The organism is Acidobacteriota bacterium (genome assembly GCA_040752915.1).
Taxonomy (GTDB): domain Bacteria; phylum Acidobacteriota; class UBA4820; order UBA4820; family DSQY01; genus JBFLVU01.
The window spans coordinates 16,351-33,680 of sequence record JBFMHB010000027.1; the positions used below are offsets into that span (position 1 = coordinate 16,351).

Here is a 17,330-nt window from a genome sequence, read left to right on the forward strand (position 1 = left end):
GCCCCTCTCAAGCCTTGGATTTTCTCGGAGGCGTGTCCGCCGCCTCCTTCTTCCGCTTCGCCCGCCCCACGCGCAAGCCCGGGAAGGCCAGACGAAACACCTCGGACACGTCCTTCACGTAATGGAGGGTCATCCCGCGGCGGATGGACTCGGGCAGCTCCCGCCGTTCGGGGCGGTTTCCGAAGGGGAGGACGGCCGTCCGGATGCCGGCCCGCCTGGCCGCCAGGAGCTTCTCCCGCAGGCCGCCCACCGGCAGGACCTCTCCCCGGAGGGTGATTTCGCCGGAAAAGGCCAGGGAGCGGGATACGCTCCGGCCCGTGAGGGTGGAGAGGAGCGCCACGGCGATGGTGATGCCCGCGGAGGGCCCGTCCTTGGGGATGGCCCCCTCGGGCACGTGGATGTGAATGTCCTTTTTCGCCAGGACCTTCTGGTCCAGCCCCCACTCCTCGAGGTGCTCCTTGATGTAGGTGTGGGCCGCCTGGGCCGACTCCCGCATGACCTCGCCCATCTGCCCCGTCAGGGTCAGGACGTTGGAGCCGGGCGTGGCGGTCACCTCCACGAAGAGGAGTTCACCTCCCGTCTCGGTCCAGGCCAGCCCCGTGGCCACTCCCGGAAGGTCCCGCCGCAGGCGGAAGTCCTCCGGAAATCGAGCGACGCCGAGCATTCGCGGGATTTCCTTTGGGTCCACCTCGAAGGGACCCGTCTTGCCCTCGGCGAGCCCTCTGGCCACCTTCCGGAAGACGGCTTCGATGGCCCGGTCGAGGTTTCGGACGCCCGCCTCCCGCGTGTAGCGCCGGATCAGAAGGCGGAGGGTCTCGTCGGGAAGGGACACCTGATCTTCCCGCAGCCCCTGGGCGACGTACTGCTTGGCCAGAAGGTGCCGGCGCGCGATGGCGAGCTTCTCTTCCTCCGTGTACCCAGGGAGTTCGAGAATCTCCAGCCGGTCGAGAAAAGCCGGCTGGATGTTCTCCAGGGTGTTGGCCGTCGCGATGAACATGACCCGGGACAGGTCGAAGGGGAACCCGAGGTAGTGGTCCACGAACTCCCGGTTCTGCTCGGGGTCGAGGGCCTCCAGGAGGGCCGACGAGGGGTCGCCCCTCCAGTCGGACCCCATCTTGTCCACCTCGTCGAGCACGAAGACCGGGTTCATGGAGCCCGCGTTCTTGATGCCCTGGATGATCCGTCCCGGCATGGCGCCGATGTAGGTCCGGCGGTGGCCGCGGATTTCGGCCTCGTCCCGGACCCCGCCCAGGGACATGCGCACGAACTTGCGCCCCAGAGTCCGGGCGATGGCTCTCCCGAGGGAGGTCTTCCCCACTCCGGGCGGCCCCACGAAGCAAAACAGGGTCCCCGTGTGTCCGCCCTTGAGCTTGCACACGGCCATGTACTCGAGGATCCGGTCCTTGACCTTCTTGAGCCCATAGTGGTCCCGGTCCAGGTTTTTCTGGGCGGCGGAAAGGTCCAGGACGTCCTGTGTGGTCTTTCCCCAAGGAAGGTCGAAGACGAGGTCCAGAAAGGCCCTCAGGTGGCTCAGCTCCTCCGAAAAGGGGCCGAAGCGCGAGAGGCGGGAGATCTCCTTCTCCAGCACTTCCCGGACAGGGGGGGGGCAGTCCAAGGATTCCAGCCGTTTCCTGTACCCGGCCTCCCCCGAATCCCCGCCGTCCCCTCCCGACAGCTCCGCCTGGATGGTCTCCAATTGCTGGCGCAGGAAGTACTCCTTCTGCCTGCGGTCCATCTCCTCCCGCGTCTGGCGGTTCAGCTTGTCTTGGAGGGACTGGATCTCCACTTCCGAACTGAGCTCCGACAGGAGGAGGCTCAACCGTTCCACCACGTCCGGGGTTTCGAGCAGGCGCCTGGCCCGCTCGAAGGACAGGTCCAGCTGGGACGCCACCAGGTCCGCCAGGCGTCCCGGCTCCTCGATGGTGGACAGGAATTCGCGGGTTTCCGGGGGAATGCCCCGCCCGCCGCCGGAGAGCTGGTCCAGCCTCTGGAGTACTCCCCGCATTTGGGCCGTGGCCGTGAGCCGGGCGGCGGGGTCGAGGGAGTCGGGGAGCGGCTCCACTCGGGCGAAGCGCACGTCCCCCCGGCGGCGCTCCAGGGTCAGCCTTGCCCGGCTCACGCCCTGCACGAGCAGAAGGTTGACGCCCGCCGCGTCGCTCGGGGCGAGCCTGAGGACCAGCACCACGGTCCCCACGGTCCTCGTGGATACGCGGCCTCCTTTGGGCGCGGGGCAGATGACCATGTAGTCGCCGCTTGCGTGGGCCTCCTCGAGCAGGGCCTTGCCCCCCTGAAGGGGAAAGGCGAGGGTGGAGAGGGCCAGGGGAAAAACCACTCTCTCCTCCACCGTCCAAACGGGGAGCCGGTCCGGCGCCGCCGGCCTGGGGGCGGGTTCTTTGGTCATGGGTGGTCCCTCAGGGGTTCACGGGGATACGGGCCATCCGGCCCCGGCGCTCGGACACCCGGGGGAGGCGGACGCACAGCACCCCCTTTTCATAGGTGGCCGTGGCCTGGTGGGTATTCCAGGCCCCGTCCAGATGGATCGTCTTGCGGAAGGGTCCCCGATCCCGTTCCAGGAGGTGGTAGGCCTGGAGTTCGGGATTCAGAAAACGTGGTCGCTCCCCCTGGATCACGAGGGTTCCCCCGCCTCCCAAGACCGACAGGCTCTCGGGGGCCATACCGGGAACGTCCACGTAGACCAGGAGGTGGTCCTTGCCCTCCACCACGTCATAGGGGGCCGTGAAGCCGACGTCCGCCTGGCTCTCGTCCTGTTGGATCGACTGAAGGGCCTCGAAGAGCTGGTTCATCTGGGACTGCAGTCTGACCACGTCCAGGAAGGACGAGAGCATCTTTCGCATCAGGGTCCGCCCTCCCTCTTGGTATCCAGGAGGTGCCGCACCTCTTCAAGGAATTCGCTGATGTCTCCGAACTGCCTGTAAACCGAGGCGAATCGGACATAGGCCACCTGGTCCAGGAACCGGAGCCGCTCCATGATGAGGTTGCCGATCTGGGTCGTGCTGATCTCCCGATCGGGGCTGTTGTGGAGGATGGACTCGACCTCCTCCACGATGGCGTTCAGGGCCGCCGTGGCCACGGGCCTTTTCTCGCAAGCCTTGAGAATGCCGAGAAGGAGTTTCTCCCTGTCGAACTTCTCGCGCCGCTCGTCCTTCTTGACGACCCGGTACGGAACGGTCTCGATCGTCTCGTAGGTGGTGAAGCGGCGGTGGCAGGAGAGGCACTCCCGGCGCCGGCGGATGCTGTCGCCCGCCGAAACCTCCCGGGAATCCACGACCTTGTCCTCCAGGTGGCCGCAAAATGGACAGCGCACAGGGCCTCCTTTCCGGCAGTGTATCGGAGGGATGCGGCGGCTTCAAGGACCCTCGTCCGGGAGTTGGGAGGACGGGAGGTTCCTGAGGCGTTTCCGCTCCTCTTCCGCACGGGCGGCATCCTTCAGCTCCTGGAGCCGCACCCGGCCGAGGGCCAGGTACAGGAGGCCCCACAGGATGCCGGGAAAGAACATGACCGCATGGCCCACGATGCCCGCCGTCACCGCCGGGTCTTCAGAGATCCCGTAGAAAAGCGTGAGGCAGACCTGAATGGCCTTGTGGACACCCCCGATGCCTCCAGGGGTCGGGATCGCCGCCCCGAAGGACACGAACATCAGCAGCAAGAGGCCCGCGGAATGAGGGAGATCCAGGTGGAGGCTCTGGAGAAACGCCCAGCAGGCCCCGGCGATGCAGAGCCAGATGGCCACGGAGAGAAAGGTAACGTAGAGGATGGTCCGCTTTTTCCGGAACGTGGACAGCCCTCCCGTGAAGGCCAGCAATGCCCGGACCGCTTTGAGAAGGAGGGGATAGCGCCCGAGGCGCTCGCTGCGGCGCGCCATCCGGTCGAAGATCCGGCGGCGGGGCATGAGCCAGAGAAGGAACAGCCCCGCCGGGACGGCCGCCGCCACGAGAACCCAGGAAAGCCGCGTGAAGTAAGTCAGGAGCCCCTCGGCTTCGGGGGCGAAGCCCTCCGTCGGAAGGATGAGGTATCCAAACCAGAGGATGGCGAGCGCGATGAGGTCCATCCCCCTCTCCAGGACCGTGGATCCCAGCACCTGGGTGAAGGAGAGGCCGTGCCACCGGGCCAGGAGAAAGGGCTTCCCGATCTCGCCGATGCGCCCCGGCATGGCGCCCGAGAGGGTGTAGGAGACCACGGTGGCCTTCAGAAGGCTGGATAGGGGCAGCCCCTCCCGCACCCCCGCGAGCATGACCCTCCACCGGAAAGCCCGCAGAAACACCGACAGGACCTCCAGCGCCAGGGCGGCGCCGAGGTGGGGCAAGGAGGCCCTTCGCGACTCCTCCAGCACACGGTGGAGATTGGCTTTGTGGAGGAAGAAGTACAGGAGGACCCCCGTGAGAAGGAGCGTGAAGACCCAGAGGATGGCTTTTCGGGCTCGGGGCGTCACGGGGTCGGCTCCACCAGGGCCTCCGGACGGAACACCGTCAGCGAATCGGCCCCCGCCGCCAGAAGGGCCTCCGCCTCGTCTCGGGAGGCGGGATCGCACAGGACCTGGAGGCGCACCTTTCTGGGAATTCGGGCCCTGAGCCGCCGAACTCCCTCCAGGGCTCCTCCGTCCCCCAAGGCGCTCGCCGGCAGGACGACCCCGGCGGGCCGGCGTTCCCGGAGAAGCCGCGCGAAACGGTCCAGTCCTTCGGGAGGAAGGGCACAGGGGGGGAGAAGAAAGCGGACTTCCAGCTCCGGTGCCGTGGCGAGCAGGGCCGCGACCTCCTTCCCGAGCGCCTCTCCCGAACGGCCGAGCAGGAACCCCGGCGTGAGGGCCACCAGCGCCCCACGCGCGCCCAACCGGAGGCACTCGAGGAGTTCCATCCTTTTTGTGGAAAGGGTGGATCCCCCTTCGGGATAGGCCACCGCCCCAGAGAGCAAGGCGCCGGACCGGGTCTCCGCCTCCAGTTCCTCCAGGAGGTAGGGATGGACCAGGGCCCGGGCGACTCCCGCCGCCTCCCACGTCCGAAGGCGGGACGACGCCTCGGCCGGGACGACGGCGGGCCCGAGGAGGGCGCCCTCGATTTTCGACGCGAGCGGTTCGGCGGGTGTCATTCGGTCTCAGGCGTCCTTGGACCAGGTCCGGCGTTCCAGGGATGCGACCTCCTCCGGGCTGAACAGGACGGTGGGCTGGAGGATCAAGTAGAGGCGATCCTCCTGTCGAACCATGGCCTCGATGAAGCGCAGGTCCTGCTGTCGGATCATGTCCGGAGGCGGCTTGAGGTCTCCCGGGGCGGCCGAGAAGACCTCCACCACCGCGTCCACGAGGAATCCCACGGGCGTATTCTGGATCACCGCCACCACCACGCGGCCCTTCTTGGGGTCCACGGGGCCGTACCCTAGCCTCTCCCTGAGGTCCACCACGGGAAGGATGGTTCCCCTCAGATCCAGGACCCCTTTGAGAAACGCGGGCACTTTGGGCAGGGTGTAGATGCGGGGGATCTTCAAGATTTCCCGGACGGACTCCACGGCGAGCGCGTAGGACTGCGTCTCGACTGTCATGCCGAGGTACAGCCGGGCCTCCTGCGAGGGCTTTTCCTTTTTGGCCTGGAAAAGGCTCGGGGCGTCCGCCACGTCAGCCTTCCTCGATGCGGAAGCGGCTCATGGAGCGCGACAGGGCCTCGGCCCTCTGGGAGAGGGAGGCGGCCAGGTCGGAGGACTCCTGGACCCTGCGGGCGATGGCCTGGCTTTTCTCGGCCAGGCTCCCCATGGCCCGCTCCACGGCCCGGCCCGCGTTGCTTTGCACCTGGTTCTGGGCCATGACGTCGGCCACCGCGGAGGTGAGGCGGTCCATGGCCTGCCGGATGAGAGTGGAACCAGCGCTTTGCTCGGAGGTGGCCCGGCGGACCTCCTGGGAGAGGGACCGGATCCGGTTGACGGCCTCCAGGACCTGCTCCGACCCGACGGTCTGCTCCTTCGTGGCCTGGCGGAGCTGGTGGGCAAGGTCCCTCAGCCGCTCGGTGGACCGCACGATGCCGGCGGCCCCCCTGGACTGCTCGGAGGTGGCCCTCGCGATCTCCTGGACCATCTGGAGGGATGGCTTCACCGCCTCCTGGATCCGGGCGAAGACGCCGAGGCCCTCCCGGGCCACCGCCACCGTCTCGTCCACGATGGCGCGCTGGTCTTCCACGGCTTGGACGGCCTGCTGGACGTCGCGCTGGACCGCATCGATGATGGTCGAGATCTCGCGGGTGGAAACGGACGTCTTCTCGGCAAGCCCTTTGATTTCCCCCGCCACCACCGCGAAGGGCTTGCCGTGTTCCCCGGCCTGCGCGGCGATGATGGCCGCGTTGAGGGCCAGCAGGTGCGTCTGTTCCATGACCTCGTCGATGACGGCCAGGATGTTCCCCACCTCCTGGCTGCGGCGTCCCAGCAGCTTCATGACCTCCGTGGTGGAGGCAAAGGAGGACCGGAGCTGATCCACGCTGGAGCGAGAGTCCTCCATGGCTTTCGCCCCGGCTTGGGCCTCCGAGGCCACGGCTTCCGTGGCCTTCCGCGTCTTCGCGGCGTTCTCCTCGATCTGGCGGATCGAGCCCTCCATCTCGGTCATGGCGGCCGAGGTGTCCTCCACGAAACGGTTGAGGGTTTCGGTGGAGGCGTCCACCTCCCGGTTGGCCGCCACATTCTGGGTCATGGTGGTGGCCACCGTTCCCACCGCGTCGTTCAGGCCCTGGGTGTTGGCGGCGATCTGGTCGATGCTGGCCGCCATCTGCAGGACCGAGGAGCTGACCTCCTCCGCCAGTTCCGAAAGACCCTCCATGAGCCGGGAAACCTCCCCCACGGCCCCTTGGATGGCCTTCACCTCGGCCCCCGCCTCGCGCGTCGCGCTCTCCTGAGCCTTGGCGTCCTCCAGGGCCAAAGCGAGCTGGCGTGCCTGTACCGAGGCCCCCTCCTCCACCCGCCGCATCCCGTCCCGGGCTTCCCGGACCATCCCGGCCAGGCTGGCGCCCATTTCGCGGAAGGTGGCCGAGAGCTGTCCCAGCTCGTCGCTCCGGCGGATTTCCTCCCGAAATCCCGTCAGTTGTCCGCCGGCGATCCTCCGTGCGTCCGCCGAGAGGACCTCCAGGGGCGCCACGATGAAGCGGGCAACGGGAAGGGTGAGAAGGGTGCCGGCGACGGTTCCGAGGAGCACCACCAGAGCGCCGAAACCGATGAAGCCCCTCCGCAACGCGCCAAGGGATTCGAGGCCCACGACCATCCTCAGCTCGCCCAGGCGACGCACGCGGTGCTCGCCGGCGGTGGGCTGGGGCGCCTCGAAGCCGATCTCCCCGATCCCCGAGGAGGCGGCTTCCGCCACCAGGATCGGAACCCGAAGAAGGAGCCCCGATCCCAACGGCGTATCCACGCGGCTCCACAAGGCCGACCCTGGCGAGCCTTCCGGGCGCGCGTAGGGGGCCTGTTTCAACGCCCCTCCCGCCTGGACCACGGCGCCCTTCTCGTCGGCGAATTCCACCCAGTACAAGCTGGCGTCCGCCTTCACCAGCTGGTCCACCGTGTCCTTCAGGCCGCTCTTGTTGAACTGCAAGTTGTAGGCCGACAGCCCCGACACCGTGGCGCCGAGGTTCGAATAGGAGTTCCGCAGCTGGCCCAGGGCCACCCTGCGGGTGTGGAAGTAATACACGAGAGCCAGGAGGAGGGATCCCACGAACAGGCATCCCACGAGGACGGTGAGGATCTGTCCCCGGACGCTCCCCCGCAGGAAGGCGAGGGCGCGCCCAAACCAGCCCTTATTCATACACGACCTCGATGCGCTGGGAGGAGGGTATCTTCAGGCGAAGGGCGTCGGCCGTGTTCTTGTTGGCGGCGGAAGCGGACACGGCCGGCTGGACGAGCTTGTCCGTGGGGATGTTGACCCCGTTGAGGATGGCCTGCGCCACCCGGGCCGCTTCGTTCCCCACGGCGTCCGGCGCGAAGAAGGAGGCGCAGAGGGCGCCGCTCGCCACCAGGTTTTCCGACAGGGCCACCGGTACGACGCGGTTCTCGATGCACGTCGAAATGATGTACCGCAGGGCGTCGCCGTTGGCCGTAAGGGGGTCCGGAAGGAGAAGAACGAGCCGAGCCTGCTCCTTGACCTCGCCGAGGATGGCCGCGAGGTCCGCGACGTTGCCCACGGAACGCCCCTGGGCGTCGAAGCCGTCCGCTCCGAGCCGGCTGATGAGGCCCCCCACGGCGGGTCCCACCGCCGGGCTGTGGAGGATCACGCAGGACTTCCCTTTGGCGCCGAAGGCCTTCACGAGGTTGGAGAGCCCTTTCGTGGAGCCCAGGGAAGCAATCCCCACCATTTTCGGGTCCTGGAAGAACCCTTCCACCTCGGGATAGTAGACCATGGCGTAGATGATCCAGACGTCCGGGAGCGCCTCCCGCACCTTCTTGGCGGCATAGGTCCCCACGCAGAAGACGAGCTGGGGGGACTGGCCCTTCAGGGTCTGAAGAGCCGCGTCGTCGGCCGCCGTGCCCTGCAGGTCGATGGCCTTGGGGTTGAAGGCGGGGAGCTGGAGCGAGTACGCCACCTGGATGAACCCGGCCTTGGCGTCGGCGTAGGCCTCCACTCCCGAGCGCGAGACGATGAAGACACCGGCGGCCGCCGCCTCCACCGCGACGACCAGGAACACCGCCACTGCCAACGCCGTCCATACTTTGCGCTTTCCCATGCGCACCTCCCCATGAACCTCAAGTTCAGTCAGACTATCACCGGCCCTTCGGCAGGTCAACGAACAAGGTCCGGGGTGAGGCCACGGTCACCCTTCCAAGCGCCCCAGGAACTCTTCGAAGTTGGTGACACCGGGCCACGGTCACGGCCACTCGGTCCCCCGCGGGGGCCCCGCTGTGGGCGGCGGCGTAGGCCGCGGCGGCCTGTTCGACGGGAAAGGGCAGCGCGTCCAATCTGCGCGGGTTGCGGACCACCACGTGGCACCCTGGATAGTCGGAGGCGTGGAACCAGAAGTCCTGACCCCGGCCCAGCCGGAAGGAAACGGTGTCATTCCCGGCCGCGCTCTTGCCGGCATAGCCCACGAAATCCAGCGGAAGGGCCACCTGGGCCACCCCTGGGGGGAGGGTCCGGCGGCGCTGGGGAGGGGGCTCCCGGCGCACCCGCTCCCCTTCGGGGAAGAGGCGCCCCAGGTCCGCGCTCCCCGCCAGCTCATCCCTCTCCGTTTGCAGGGACCGCGCTTCTTCCTCCAGAAGCCGCATCCTCTCGGCCAGCTCCCTGCGCCTCGTCTTGGCCTTCCGCACTTTCCGGAAGAGGGCCTCCGCGTTTTCGAGAACGCTCTTCGAAGGGTCCAGGGGGACCTCCGCTTCCGACGGGGGATCGGTGCGGAAGTCCGTCACCCGCTTGGAGGAAAGGCCCCTTCTCCGCAGGTCCCCCGAGGCCATGAGCGCGTTGGCCCAGGCTTCCTGCGCCTCCCACGCTTCACCCTCCCGCTGATCCTCGAGGATGGCCTGCCTGCGGCGCTCCAGCGCCGCCGCCCGGCGGCCCAGGGCGCGCAGGGCGGCGGCGCGGCCCCTTTCGAGAAGGCCCGCCCGGAGGCGCTCGGAAAGCCCCGAGGGGTCCTCCTCCCCCGACGGTGGAGGGACCATCCGGGGCAGAGGGGGCGTCCACTCGGAGCCGCACGCGCCCGAGCGTCTTTCTCCCGACAGCACTCTTCCCGCCCAGATGACTCGCTCCCCCTCGTCGAGAAGAAGCAGGTTCCCGGACCGTCCCAAACCTTCCCAGACGAGGGCCCGGACCAGGCCGCCCCGGAACGCCACCCGGAGAAGCGGCTCCTGGGGAAACGGGGCGCTCACGTCCTCCACGCGGGCCCCCGTCAGGTGGACCCGGAGAACGTCCTCCGGCGCGCCCCGGGGCCAAGTCCAAGAGCACAGGCCCGCGGCGAGGTGGGTCGGGTGCCAGCAGAAACCGAGGGTCTCTCCCCGGCGGAACTCCAGGCCGAGGCTCCAGGCGTCCGGCCGGGCCACGCGGGCGACGGGCCGGCCCGCGAGGTCCGCGGCCAGTTCTCGGGCGAGACGGGCAACGGTTCCCGGGGTCATTGGAGGCGCCTGAAGCGGCGGCGGCGGAACCGATAGATCCAGTCCTTCCCAAGCCGAATGGGATTCCAGGCTCGATTCACGTAGGCGAAAGCGAAAACGGCTCCCCCGAAGTGCGCCAGGTGCGCGATTCCCCCGCCCGATCCGAAAACGGAGAAGAACAGGCTTGCCCCCACCCAGGCCACCACCAGGAGCCAGATCTTCACGGGAAGGACGAACCAGAGGAGGACCTCCGTGTGCGGAAAATACAGGGCGTAGGCCGTCAGGATTCCGTACACCGCCCCGCTGGCGCCGATGACCAGGACGGGCCCCTTGAGGAAGAGCGCCGCGGCCAGACCGCCGGTCAAGGCAGAGCCCCCGTAGAGGAGCAAGAACCGGCGGGTCCCCATGAAGACCTCCAGGTCCCCGGCGAAGAAGTACAGGGTGAGCATGTTGAAGAACAGGTGGCCCATGCCGCCGTGGAGGAACGAGTAAGTGAAGACGGTGTGGACGTGGCCGGGCCACACCCGCCCCGGCACGAGCCCGAGCATTTCGGTGAAGGGGGGAAGGGCGGCCTGCAGAAGGAATGCGGCCACGTTCAGTCCCACGATCCACCCCAGGGTGGCGGTCCAGCGTCCACCGAATCGAATCTGCGGCATGCCACGCTCCCCGGTGACCATTATAGGGGAGGGCCGCCGTCCCGTCTTGATCGAAACGCGGGGTCCACTGGCCCTCGATGTGGCCTCCCCACCTTTGCGTTTGGCTGGGGGAGGCATCTGCGGTATTCTGGAGAGCCAGGTAGAGAGATGGGTCCGCCGAAGCTGAGGGTGCTCGCCAAGAATCCGGAGCTGGCCAGGATCGGCCAGCGGGTCCAATCGCTCGTGGGAGAAGACCTCCAGCGGGTGGAGGCGACCATCGCCACGCACCTCCGCTCCCCCTATGCCCCGGTGGCCGAAATGGGCGCCTACCTGGCCGCCAGCCGGGGCAAGCGCCTTCGGCCCATCCTCGTCCTCCTCTGTTCCCGGCTCATCGGCTACGAGGGGCAAAAGCACATCCTGTACGCCGCGGTCCTGGAGTTCATCCACACCGCCACCCTCATCCACGATGACATCGTGGACCAGGCCCTCCTGCGGCGCGGCCGCGCCTCCCTCACCTCCCGCTGGGGCCCCGAACTCGCCGTCCTCATGGGCGACCGCGTCTTCATCAACGCCATGCACCTCGCCGTGAAGGACGGCTGGAACGACGTCATCCCCGTGATCTCCGACACGACCCTGAGCCTCATCGAGGGTGAGCTGATCCAGAGCCACCGGAAGTGGGACCTGACCCTCCAGCCCGAAGACAACCTGGAGATCGTCAAGAGGAAGACCGCCCACCTTTTCTCGACGTGCTGTTCGACCCCCGCGTACCTCTCCGGGGCCCCCCAGGACGTGAGGGAGTCCCTCGCCGCCTTCGGCCTGAACCTCGGCATCGCCTTCCAGATGGTGGACGACTGCCTGGACTTCATCTCCGACGAGGCGACCCTCGGAAAACCCGCGGGCCACGATCTGAAGGAAGGCAAGATCACTCTCCCCCTCCTCCTCCTCCTGGAGCGGGGCACGCCCGACGACAAGGCCTTTCTGGAGGCCGTCGTGGCGGCCCGCCGCTTCGACCCCGAGACCCTCCGGGAGGTGGCCGCCCGCGTCGTGGAGTCGGGCATGCTCGAAGAGGCCCAACGGATCGCCTCCTCGTACGCCGACGAGGCCCGCGCCCACCTCCGAGGATTCCCGGAGAGCCCCTACCGGGAGGTCCTCGCCCTGATGCCCGAATACATCATCCGCCGGCATTTCTGATGGCCCCCTTTTCCTGGATCTTTTTCGACCTCTTCGACACCCTGTGCACCGTGGACGAGACCGTCTACTACGCCGGGAAGCGCGCCGCCGCCGAGGCCGCGGGCGTGGACCCCGAGGCTTTCCTGGGGGCCTGGGCATCCACTTCCGCCGAGGCCAGCATCGGACGAATCAAGACGCCCTTCGACCGGGCCGCCAAGGCCCTCGCCAAGCTGGGTGTGTTCGACCGCACCGCGGTGGGAGAGGTGGCGAGGCGGGACGTGGAGACCATCCTGGCCAGCGTGGTCTACTACGAAGGGGCACCCGAATGCCTCGCTGCGCTCCGATCCCGGGGCTTCCGCCTGGGCCTCATCAGTAACGCCACGGCCACCACGGCTTTCGTCGTGGGCCCCCTGAAGCTCCGGGAGCGTCTGGACCTGTTGGTTTTTTCCTACGAGGCGGGGGTGGTGAAGCCCGATCCCGCCATCTTCCGGAAGGCCCTGGAGCGCTCCGGGGCCGATGCCTCCCGGTCGCTCTTCGTGGGGGACGGAGCCAACCACGAACTCGACGCCGCGCGGGCACTGGGCTGGTCCACCCTGTGCATGGACCACCCCCGGAAGGCCCTCTCTTTCCGGGACCCCGACGGCCTCTCCGGGCCCGATCACCCGCGGGTGACCTCCTTCCCGGACCTCCTGGCCTGGATCGGGGACGCCCCGGCGGGCTGAAATTCGGACCGGCGAATCCGCGAGGTCTCAGGCCCTTCGGAGGGTGAGGATCACCGCAAGACCCTGTCCGGGGCGGTTGTCCAGGTCCAGTGATCCTCCCAGGCGCCGCGCCAGATCCCGGCACAGGACGAGGCCGAGACCGGTCCCGCCGGGCTTCGTGGAAAGGTAGGGGGTGAAGGGAGAAGCCGCCACCTCCTCCGGGAGCCCCCCGGCGTCGTCCTCCACCCGGATCCGGGTCCAGCCGCCCTCCTCCTCGACCTTTACGCGGATCGTTCCGGAGGCCCCCGAGAAGGCCTCCACGGCGTTTCGGAGCAGGTTGAAGAGGATCTGGTAGAGGGAGGCCTCGTCGGCCTTCACGAGGCGCTCCGGCGTGCGTGGAACGTGAAACCGGACCCCTCGCGAGGAAGCCAGGGGTTCCAGGGTCGTGACCGCTTCCTGAAGCAGGGCATCGAGGCCGACCTCTCCGACCTCGGCGAGGAGATCGGATCCGAGGGTCTGGAAGCGGTTCACGAGCTCCATGAGGCGGTCCACCTGGCCCTTCAGGACCGTGGCCGCCTTGGCGGCGGTGGCGGCAAAATGCGGGTCCGAGGGATCCAGGGCGTCCAGCTCCTGGAGCCACAGCCGCATGGGGGTCAGGGGATTGCGGATCTCGTGGGCCAGGTACCGCGCCATCTGCTTGTGCGCGGCCAGCCGCTCGCGGTCCAGGGCGGCCGTAAGGTCCAGCCAGTGGAGGAGGACCCTCTGGCCGGCGGCGTGGCGCTGGAGCTCGTAGGTTCGACCCTCCCGGCTGACCCTCGCCCCCTCCTCGGCTTCCCCCTCCTCGGTCAGGGCTCGCCCCAGGGTGTTGGCGAAGAGGATTTTTCCGGCCGGGTCGGTCATGACGAGGCCATCCGGCATGAGTTCGAGGACGCGCCGGAAGAGCTCCGCCGACGTGCGCAGGGTCCGGCGGAGCCGGTATTCCCGCGCCAATTGCCTAAGGACAACCAGCAGGTACGAGAGGTCCAGTGGCTTCTCCACGAAGTCCAGGGCCCCCGTTTCCCGGGCGCGTCGCGCCGTTTCCGCCTCCCCGTAGCCGGTCATGACGATGGCCATGAGGTCCGGCTGGGAGGCCAGAAGGCGCTCGAGGAGCTGGAGCCCGCTCATTCCCGGAAGCCGCAGATCGAGAAGGGCCAGGTCCGGCGGGCGAGAGGCGACCTCCTTCAGAGCCTCTTCGGGCGAGGCCGACGGGACGACCAGGAAGTCCTCCTGGCGCGCCAGAATCCGCGACAGCTCCTCGAGGGTGGCCCGTTCGTCGTCCACCACGTACAGGACCAGCCGGTCCCCGTCCGGGGAAGTCATTACCTGTCTCCTCCTCCCGTGTCCACGGGCCTCAGCGTCACTCGCACCGAAGTCCCTCCCTGTGCCCGGTCCCCGATCTCCACCCGGCCTCCCATCCTTCTCACGAGAGCTTCCACCACGTACAGGCCCAGGCCGGTCCCCTGGGCCTTCGTCGTGACGAAGGGTTCGAAGGCCCGGCCTCGCACCTCCTGAGCCAGGCCGGGCCCGTCGTCCTCCACGACCAGCATCGGCTCTCCCCCGGTGCTCATTTCGAAGCGCGCCCAGATGCGACCGCCGTCGGCCCGCACCGCATCCAGCGCATTGAACAGGAGGTTGACGGTGACCTGGACCAGGGATTGGGCGTCTCCGAGCACGACGGGTCCGCTTTCCGCGCCCTGGGCCTCCAGGGCCACTCCCTTTCGCTCCGCCGCCGGTTTCACGAGGGAAATCGCGGCGGCCAGCCATTCCCGCGGCTCCACGGGGCGGTCGGGACCCGGGGCGCCGCGGGTGGCGGAGGCAAAATCCCGAAGGACCCGTTGGGCCGCGCGCAGGTAACCCCGAAGGACCTCGGCGTCCTCCCGGCTGGGGGGGCGCGCTTCGAGGGAAAGGGCGTCCAGCCTCAATACCGCCGGATTCAGGGCGTTGTTGATCTCGTGGGAGAGGGCCGCCCCGAGCCTTTCCAGGAGCGCCAGGCGCTGGACCCGCAAGAGCTGCTCCTGCTGGTCGCGGATCCTGAGCGTCATCCGCTCGAACACTTCCGCAAGTTGCGCCGGCTCGTCAAAGTGCCTGGAAGCCTCCCCCTCTCCTTCGGTCCCGGCCCATCCCTCCATTCGCGCCGCCAGGTCGGCCACGGGGCGGACCACATCCAGGCGGAGGGCCCGGATCAACAGAGACCAGCCCGCCACGAGGAAGCAGACGAAGACCCCCAGCAGGACGATCAGGGCCGCCAGGCTCCAGCGAAAGGTGGCCGCCGTTTCCGCCGCGAGCGAGGCCAGCCGGCGCTGGTCCATGAGGAGTTCGGCGCGCCCCCATCTCTTGGCATGAACGTAGAGGGGAAGGGACACCAGGACGCGGTCGCCAGGAAGGTCCACGACGGGCTCCTGTTCCGGCGAAGCGCTCCCCCACGCCCAGCGCTCTCCGGCCTCCACCTCGATGATCCCGCCGGCGGAGGAGAGCCGGACCCCCCGCAAGTGTTCGGAGAAGGAAATGCGGGCCGACAGATCCTCCCGGAGCGACCGCTGGGTGGCCTCCACTTCTTCCCGGTAGCACTGCGCCCGGGCGGCCTCCACATCGGGGAGGGCCGCGGGAATCCCCGCCTCCGACGCCATCTCCCAGACGCGCGTGTCGGGAAGCGACGGGTGAGCCCGGACCAAGTCCACGAGATCCGGGTTGGGAGCCGCCCCCTGCGGGACACGCAGCTCGAGCAACCGGGATTCCAGCAGGTGGACCTTGAGGACGGATGGATCGGCCGCCAGGTCGTACAGAAGGGTCCGCGCCACCGCCAGCCCTTCAGAGCGGGCGTATCGGCCTACCTCCTCGCGGATCTGCTGGACCTGGCGCTGCCAGGCCGTGACCACCAGCGCCAGCGTCACGGCCGCCGCGACGGCCACAATGGCCAGCCCTCCGCCGGCCCTCCGTCGCAGGCGAGACTCGAGGCCGCCGCCTCCCGCCCCCTTAGACCTCACGGAGCCGCCTCGTGCGCGATTCGGGCCTGCGCCCGGCGAAGCGCCTCCTCCGCGGAGAACTCCGCGTCCAGCGCATCCATCAGCGCCCCCTCGAGGATCTCCTGGCCGCGCGGCCCGAGGTCCGGAGGCGCCACGAGCCGCGTTCGCGAAAGGGCGCGCTCGGCCTCGACATTCTGGGCGGGAAGGCCGGCCGCGGCGGGAAGATGGCCCGCCAGCGCGAGGGTCTCCTGCACGGCGGGCCCCAGGAGCGCCACACCGTCCCGGGGCGCGACCACGGAGGAAGGACACGCCCACACGTACCCGCCGTACAAGGTCCGGGCGGTTTCCCCGCGGTGGGGCGCTTCGGTCACGCGGCACGAGACTCCGGCGGACCGAGCCCGGGCGACGAGATCCTTGACCTCCGAAGCCCACACGAAGACCCCTTTCCGGCGTCCCTCCAGGAACGCGTCCACGGCCTCCTGCGGGTCCGGCGGGGGCTCGAGGCCGTGCCGCTGAAGAAAGGCCAGCGCGCGAATTTGCGGAGCCCCGTACACGGCTTCACCAGGAAGGTCCGAGACGCCCTCCCCGTGGGCGAGGGCCCAGAAGAGCTCGAGTGGCGGAACGGTGGATCCCAAGGTCGGCTCCCCTTCTCCATGGAAAGCCCGTGCCCCAGCCCAGCGGTCCAGAGCCTCCAGCGTCATGCGTTCCGGCACCCCGTCCTCTTCTCGCGATGCGAACGCGACCGCGTCCACGGTCAGGGGCAGGGCGAGCCACCGGCCGTTCTGGACCGGCACGCACGCGCCGAGGCCCTCTCGAAGGGCTCCCGCCGCCACGGGCTCCACGGGCCGCAGCCAGGGCCTGAGCACGGAGAGGGACGAGGCCCGCAGAACATAGCCGTCGTAGGCCGTAGACCCGCTTGAAAACAGCAGGACCTCGAGGTCCCGCGCCCGGGCGCTCGGAGTGAGGGGCGCGAAGGTCCATCCGAGGCGGCCATGCGCCGACGCCGCCTCCAGCGTGCGCGTGAGGCCCGCTGGCGTCGCCACCCGCGGAATCTGCGGCGGCCCGGCCTGGCGCGGCCCGCACGAGGCGGCCAAGAGGGCGGTCGTGAGGGCCCAGGCCCCTCTTCTCCCGTTCATGCGTTCATCCTACCGCAAGCGAATGACCTTGCGAAAAGGGGGTGGAAAAAGAGCGAGGGCGGGCCGAAGCCCGCCCTCCGAGAAGCGCTTTCCCAGGCTGTGGTTACCTGGTGAACTGATAGGGGTTGGAGACGCCGGTGTCGGGGTTCGTGACCACGATGGTGACGGGCACGCCCTTGGGGCAGAGGCTCTTGGCGTTGAGCAGCTTGATCTTTCCGCTGCTCACGAAATTCACCGTGACGCCCGTGCCGTTGATGGTCGCCGTGCAGCCGCTCTGGAAGTTCGTCCCGTAGAGCACGATCCGGAAGGGCTCCGTGAGCTTCTTCGAGGACAGGATCTGCGGCGGAACGGGCTTCACGATGACCGTGAGGTTCTGGGTGGTGGTGTTGCTGGCGAGCAGGTTGTCGGTCACGGTCACGGTCACGTTCTTGGTGCCGATCGTGGTGTAGGTCTTGTTGGCCGTGGCGCCCGTGCCGGTCGTGCCGTCGCCGAAGGTCCAGGCGATGGTGTAGTTGCCGCTGCCGCCCGAAGCGAGGGCCGTGAAGGTCACGGAGTTGCCGAGGATCACGGTGCTGGGCGTGGCGGAGGCCGCGACGGTCACCGGGCTGAGGACGCGGATGACCACGTCGTTGC

At 68.5% G+C, this 17,330-nt stretch carries 16 protein-coding genes; 2 read left to right on the plus strand and 14 right to left on the minus strand.

Features of this window, described 5'->3' with window-relative positions; translation table 11 throughout:
* Positions 1 to 7 precede the first annotated feature (7 nt).
* The 10 genes from lon to AB1824_06825 are packed head-to-tail and all read right to left on the minus strand — an operon-like array spanning position 8 to position 10,709.
* On the minus strand, positions 8 to 2,401 hold the full coding sequence (gene lon / locus AB1824_06780; protein ID MEW5764665.1) for an endopeptidase La: 2,394 nt from the start codon (positions 2,399 to 2,401) through the stop codon (positions 8 to 10).
* A 10-nt stretch (positions 2,402 to 2,411) separates the two neighbouring features.
* Entirely contained in the window at positions 2,412 to 2,855 is a 444-nt protein-coding gene (locus AB1824_06785; protein ID MEW5764666.1) for an Hsp20/alpha crystallin family protein, read from the minus strand.
* Complete coding sequence (gene nrdR, locus AB1824_06790) at positions 2,855 to 3,325, minus strand: transcriptional regulator NrdR (GenBank protein MEW5764667.1); 471 nt, start codon at positions 3,323 to 3,325, stop codon at positions 2,855 to 2,857. The genes AB1824_06785 and nrdR overlap by 1 nt, the downstream gene beginning before the upstream one ends.
* A gap of 42 nt (positions 3,326 to 3,367) precedes the next feature.
* Positions 3,368 to 4,450 carry a lysylphosphatidylglycerol synthase transmembrane domain-containing protein gene (locus AB1824_06795; GenBank protein ID MEW5764668.1) on the minus strand — a complete coding sequence of 361 codons (1,083 nt, stop codon included), beginning with the start codon at positions 4,448 to 4,450 and terminating at the stop codon, positions 3,368 to 3,370.
* Positions 4,447 to 5,103: a hypothetical protein gene (locus AB1824_06800; GenBank protein ID MEW5764669.1), complete on the minus strand. Its 657-nt coding sequence runs from the start codon at positions 5,101 to 5,103 to the stop codon at positions 4,447 to 4,449. Before AB1824_06800 ends, AB1824_06795 begins: the two co-directional genes overlap by 4 nt.
* Before the next feature lie 6 nt (positions 5,104 to 5,109).
* Complete coding sequence (locus tag AB1824_06805) at positions 5,110 to 5,622, minus strand: chemotaxis protein CheW (GenBank protein ID MEW5764670.1); 513 nt, start codon at positions 5,620 to 5,622, stop codon at positions 5,110 to 5,112.
* Position 5,623: 1 nt separating this feature from the next.
* Entirely contained in the window at positions 5,624 to 7,783 is a 2,160-nt protein-coding gene (locus tag AB1824_06810) for a HAMP domain-containing methyl-accepting chemotaxis protein (protein MEW5764671.1), read from the minus strand.
* A complete protein-coding gene (locus tag AB1824_06815; protein MEW5764672.1) occupies positions 7,776 to 8,699 on the minus strand; it encodes a hypothetical protein in 924 nt (307 codons plus the stop codon). Before AB1824_06815 ends, AB1824_06810 begins: the two co-directional genes overlap by 8 nt.
* A 37-nt stretch (positions 8,700 to 8,736) precedes the next feature.
* Entirely contained in the window at positions 8,737 to 10,074 is a 1,338-nt protein-coding gene (locus AB1824_06820) for an NFACT family protein (protein MEW5764673.1), read from the minus strand.
* The gene (locus AB1824_06825; protein MEW5764674.1) at positions 10,071 to 10,709 is read right to left on the minus strand and encodes a rhomboid family intramembrane serine protease; all 639 of its coding nucleotides are present in this window, start codon (positions 10,707 to 10,709) and stop codon (positions 10,071 to 10,073) included. The genes AB1824_06820 and AB1824_06825 overlap by 4 nt, the downstream gene beginning before the upstream one ends.
* Positions 10,710 to 10,856: 147 nt before the next feature.
* Here AB1824_06825 and AB1824_06830 point away from each other — a divergent pair, with 147 nt between their 5' ends.
* On the plus strand, positions 10,857 to 11,879 hold the full coding sequence (locus AB1824_06830) for a polyprenyl synthetase family protein (GenBank protein ID MEW5764675.1): 1,023 nt from the start codon (positions 10,857 to 10,859) through the stop codon (positions 11,877 to 11,879).
* Positions 11,879 to 12,580, plus strand: coding sequence for an HAD family hydrolase (locus tag AB1824_06835; GenBank protein ID MEW5764676.1), 702 nt, complete (start codon positions 11,879 to 11,881; stop codon positions 12,578 to 12,580). Before AB1824_06830 ends, AB1824_06835 begins: the two co-directional genes overlap by 1 nt.
* Positions 12,581 to 12,607: 27 nt before the next feature.
* On the opposite strand, the gene AB1824_06840 is transcribed toward AB1824_06835, so the two are convergent.
* The 4 genes from AB1824_06840 to AB1824_06855 all read right to left on the minus strand — a co-directional run.
* On the minus strand, positions 12,608 to 13,918 hold the full coding sequence (locus AB1824_06840) for a hybrid sensor histidine kinase/response regulator (GenBank protein ID MEW5764677.1): 1,311 nt from the start codon (positions 13,916 to 13,918) through the stop codon (positions 12,608 to 12,610).
* Positions 13,918 to 15,582: a HAMP domain-containing sensor histidine kinase gene (locus AB1824_06845; GenBank protein MEW5764678.1), complete on the minus strand. Its 1,665-nt coding sequence runs from the start codon at positions 15,580 to 15,582 to the stop codon at positions 13,918 to 13,920. The genes AB1824_06840 and AB1824_06845 overlap by 1 nt, the downstream gene beginning before the upstream one ends.
* Positions 15,579 to 16,697 (minus strand): hypothetical protein, encoded by a 1,119-nt coding sequence (locus tag AB1824_06850; GenBank protein ID MEW5764679.1) that lies wholly within the window; start codon positions 16,695 to 16,697, stop codon positions 15,579 to 15,581. The genes AB1824_06845 and AB1824_06850 overlap by 4 nt, the downstream gene beginning before the upstream one ends.
* A gap of 103 nt (positions 16,698 to 16,800) precedes the next feature.
* Positions 16,801 to 17,330 (minus strand): PKD domain-containing protein (locus AB1824_06855; protein ID MEW5764680.1); only part of this gene is annotated, 530 nt, incomplete at its 5' end.

Excerpts from the sequence above, each read along its gene's own strand:
- lon (MEW5764665.1), bottom strand. The coding sequence starts at position 2,401 with ATGACCAAAGAACCCGCCCCCAGGCCGGCGGCGCCGGACCGGCTCCCC.
- AB1824_06785 (MEW5764666.1), bottom strand. The coding sequence starts at position 2,855 with ATGCGAAAGATGCTCTCGTCCTTCCTGGACGTGGTCAGACTGCAGTCC.
- AB1824_06800 (MEW5764669.1), bottom strand. The coding sequence starts at position 5,103 with ATGACACCCGCCGAACCGCTCGCGTCGAAAATCGAGGGCGCCCTCCTC.
- AB1824_06810 (MEW5764671.1), bottom strand. The coding sequence starts at position 7,783 with ATGAATAAGGGCTGGTTTGGGCGCGCCCTCGCCTTCCTGCGGGGGAGC.
- AB1824_06815 (MEW5764672.1), bottom strand. The coding sequence starts at position 8,699 with ATGGGAAAGCGCAAAGTATGGACGGCGTTGGCAGTGGCGGTGTTCCTG.
- AB1824_06820 (MEW5764673.1), bottom strand. The coding sequence starts at position 10,074 with ATGACCCCGGGAACCGTTGCCCGTCTCGCCCGAGAACTGGCCGCGGAC.
- AB1824_06825 (MEW5764674.1), bottom strand. The coding sequence starts at position 10,709 with ATGCCGCAGATTCGATTCGGTGGACGCTGGACCGCCACCCTGGGGTGG.
- AB1824_06830 (MEW5764675.1), top strand. The coding sequence starts at position 10,857 with ATGGGTCCGCCGAAGCTGAGGGTGCTCGCCAAGAATCCGGAGCTGGCC.
- AB1824_06835 (MEW5764676.1), top strand. The coding sequence starts at position 11,879 with ATGGCCCCCTTTTCCTGGATCTTTTTCGACCTCTTCGACACCCTGTGC.
- AB1824_06840 (MEW5764677.1), bottom strand. The coding sequence starts at position 13,918 with ATGACTTCCCCGGACGGGGACCGGCTGGTCCTGTACGTGGTGGACGAC.
- AB1824_06850 (MEW5764679.1), bottom strand. The coding sequence starts at position 16,697 with ATGAACGGGAGAAGAGGGGCCTGGGCCCTCACGACCGCCCTCTTGGCC.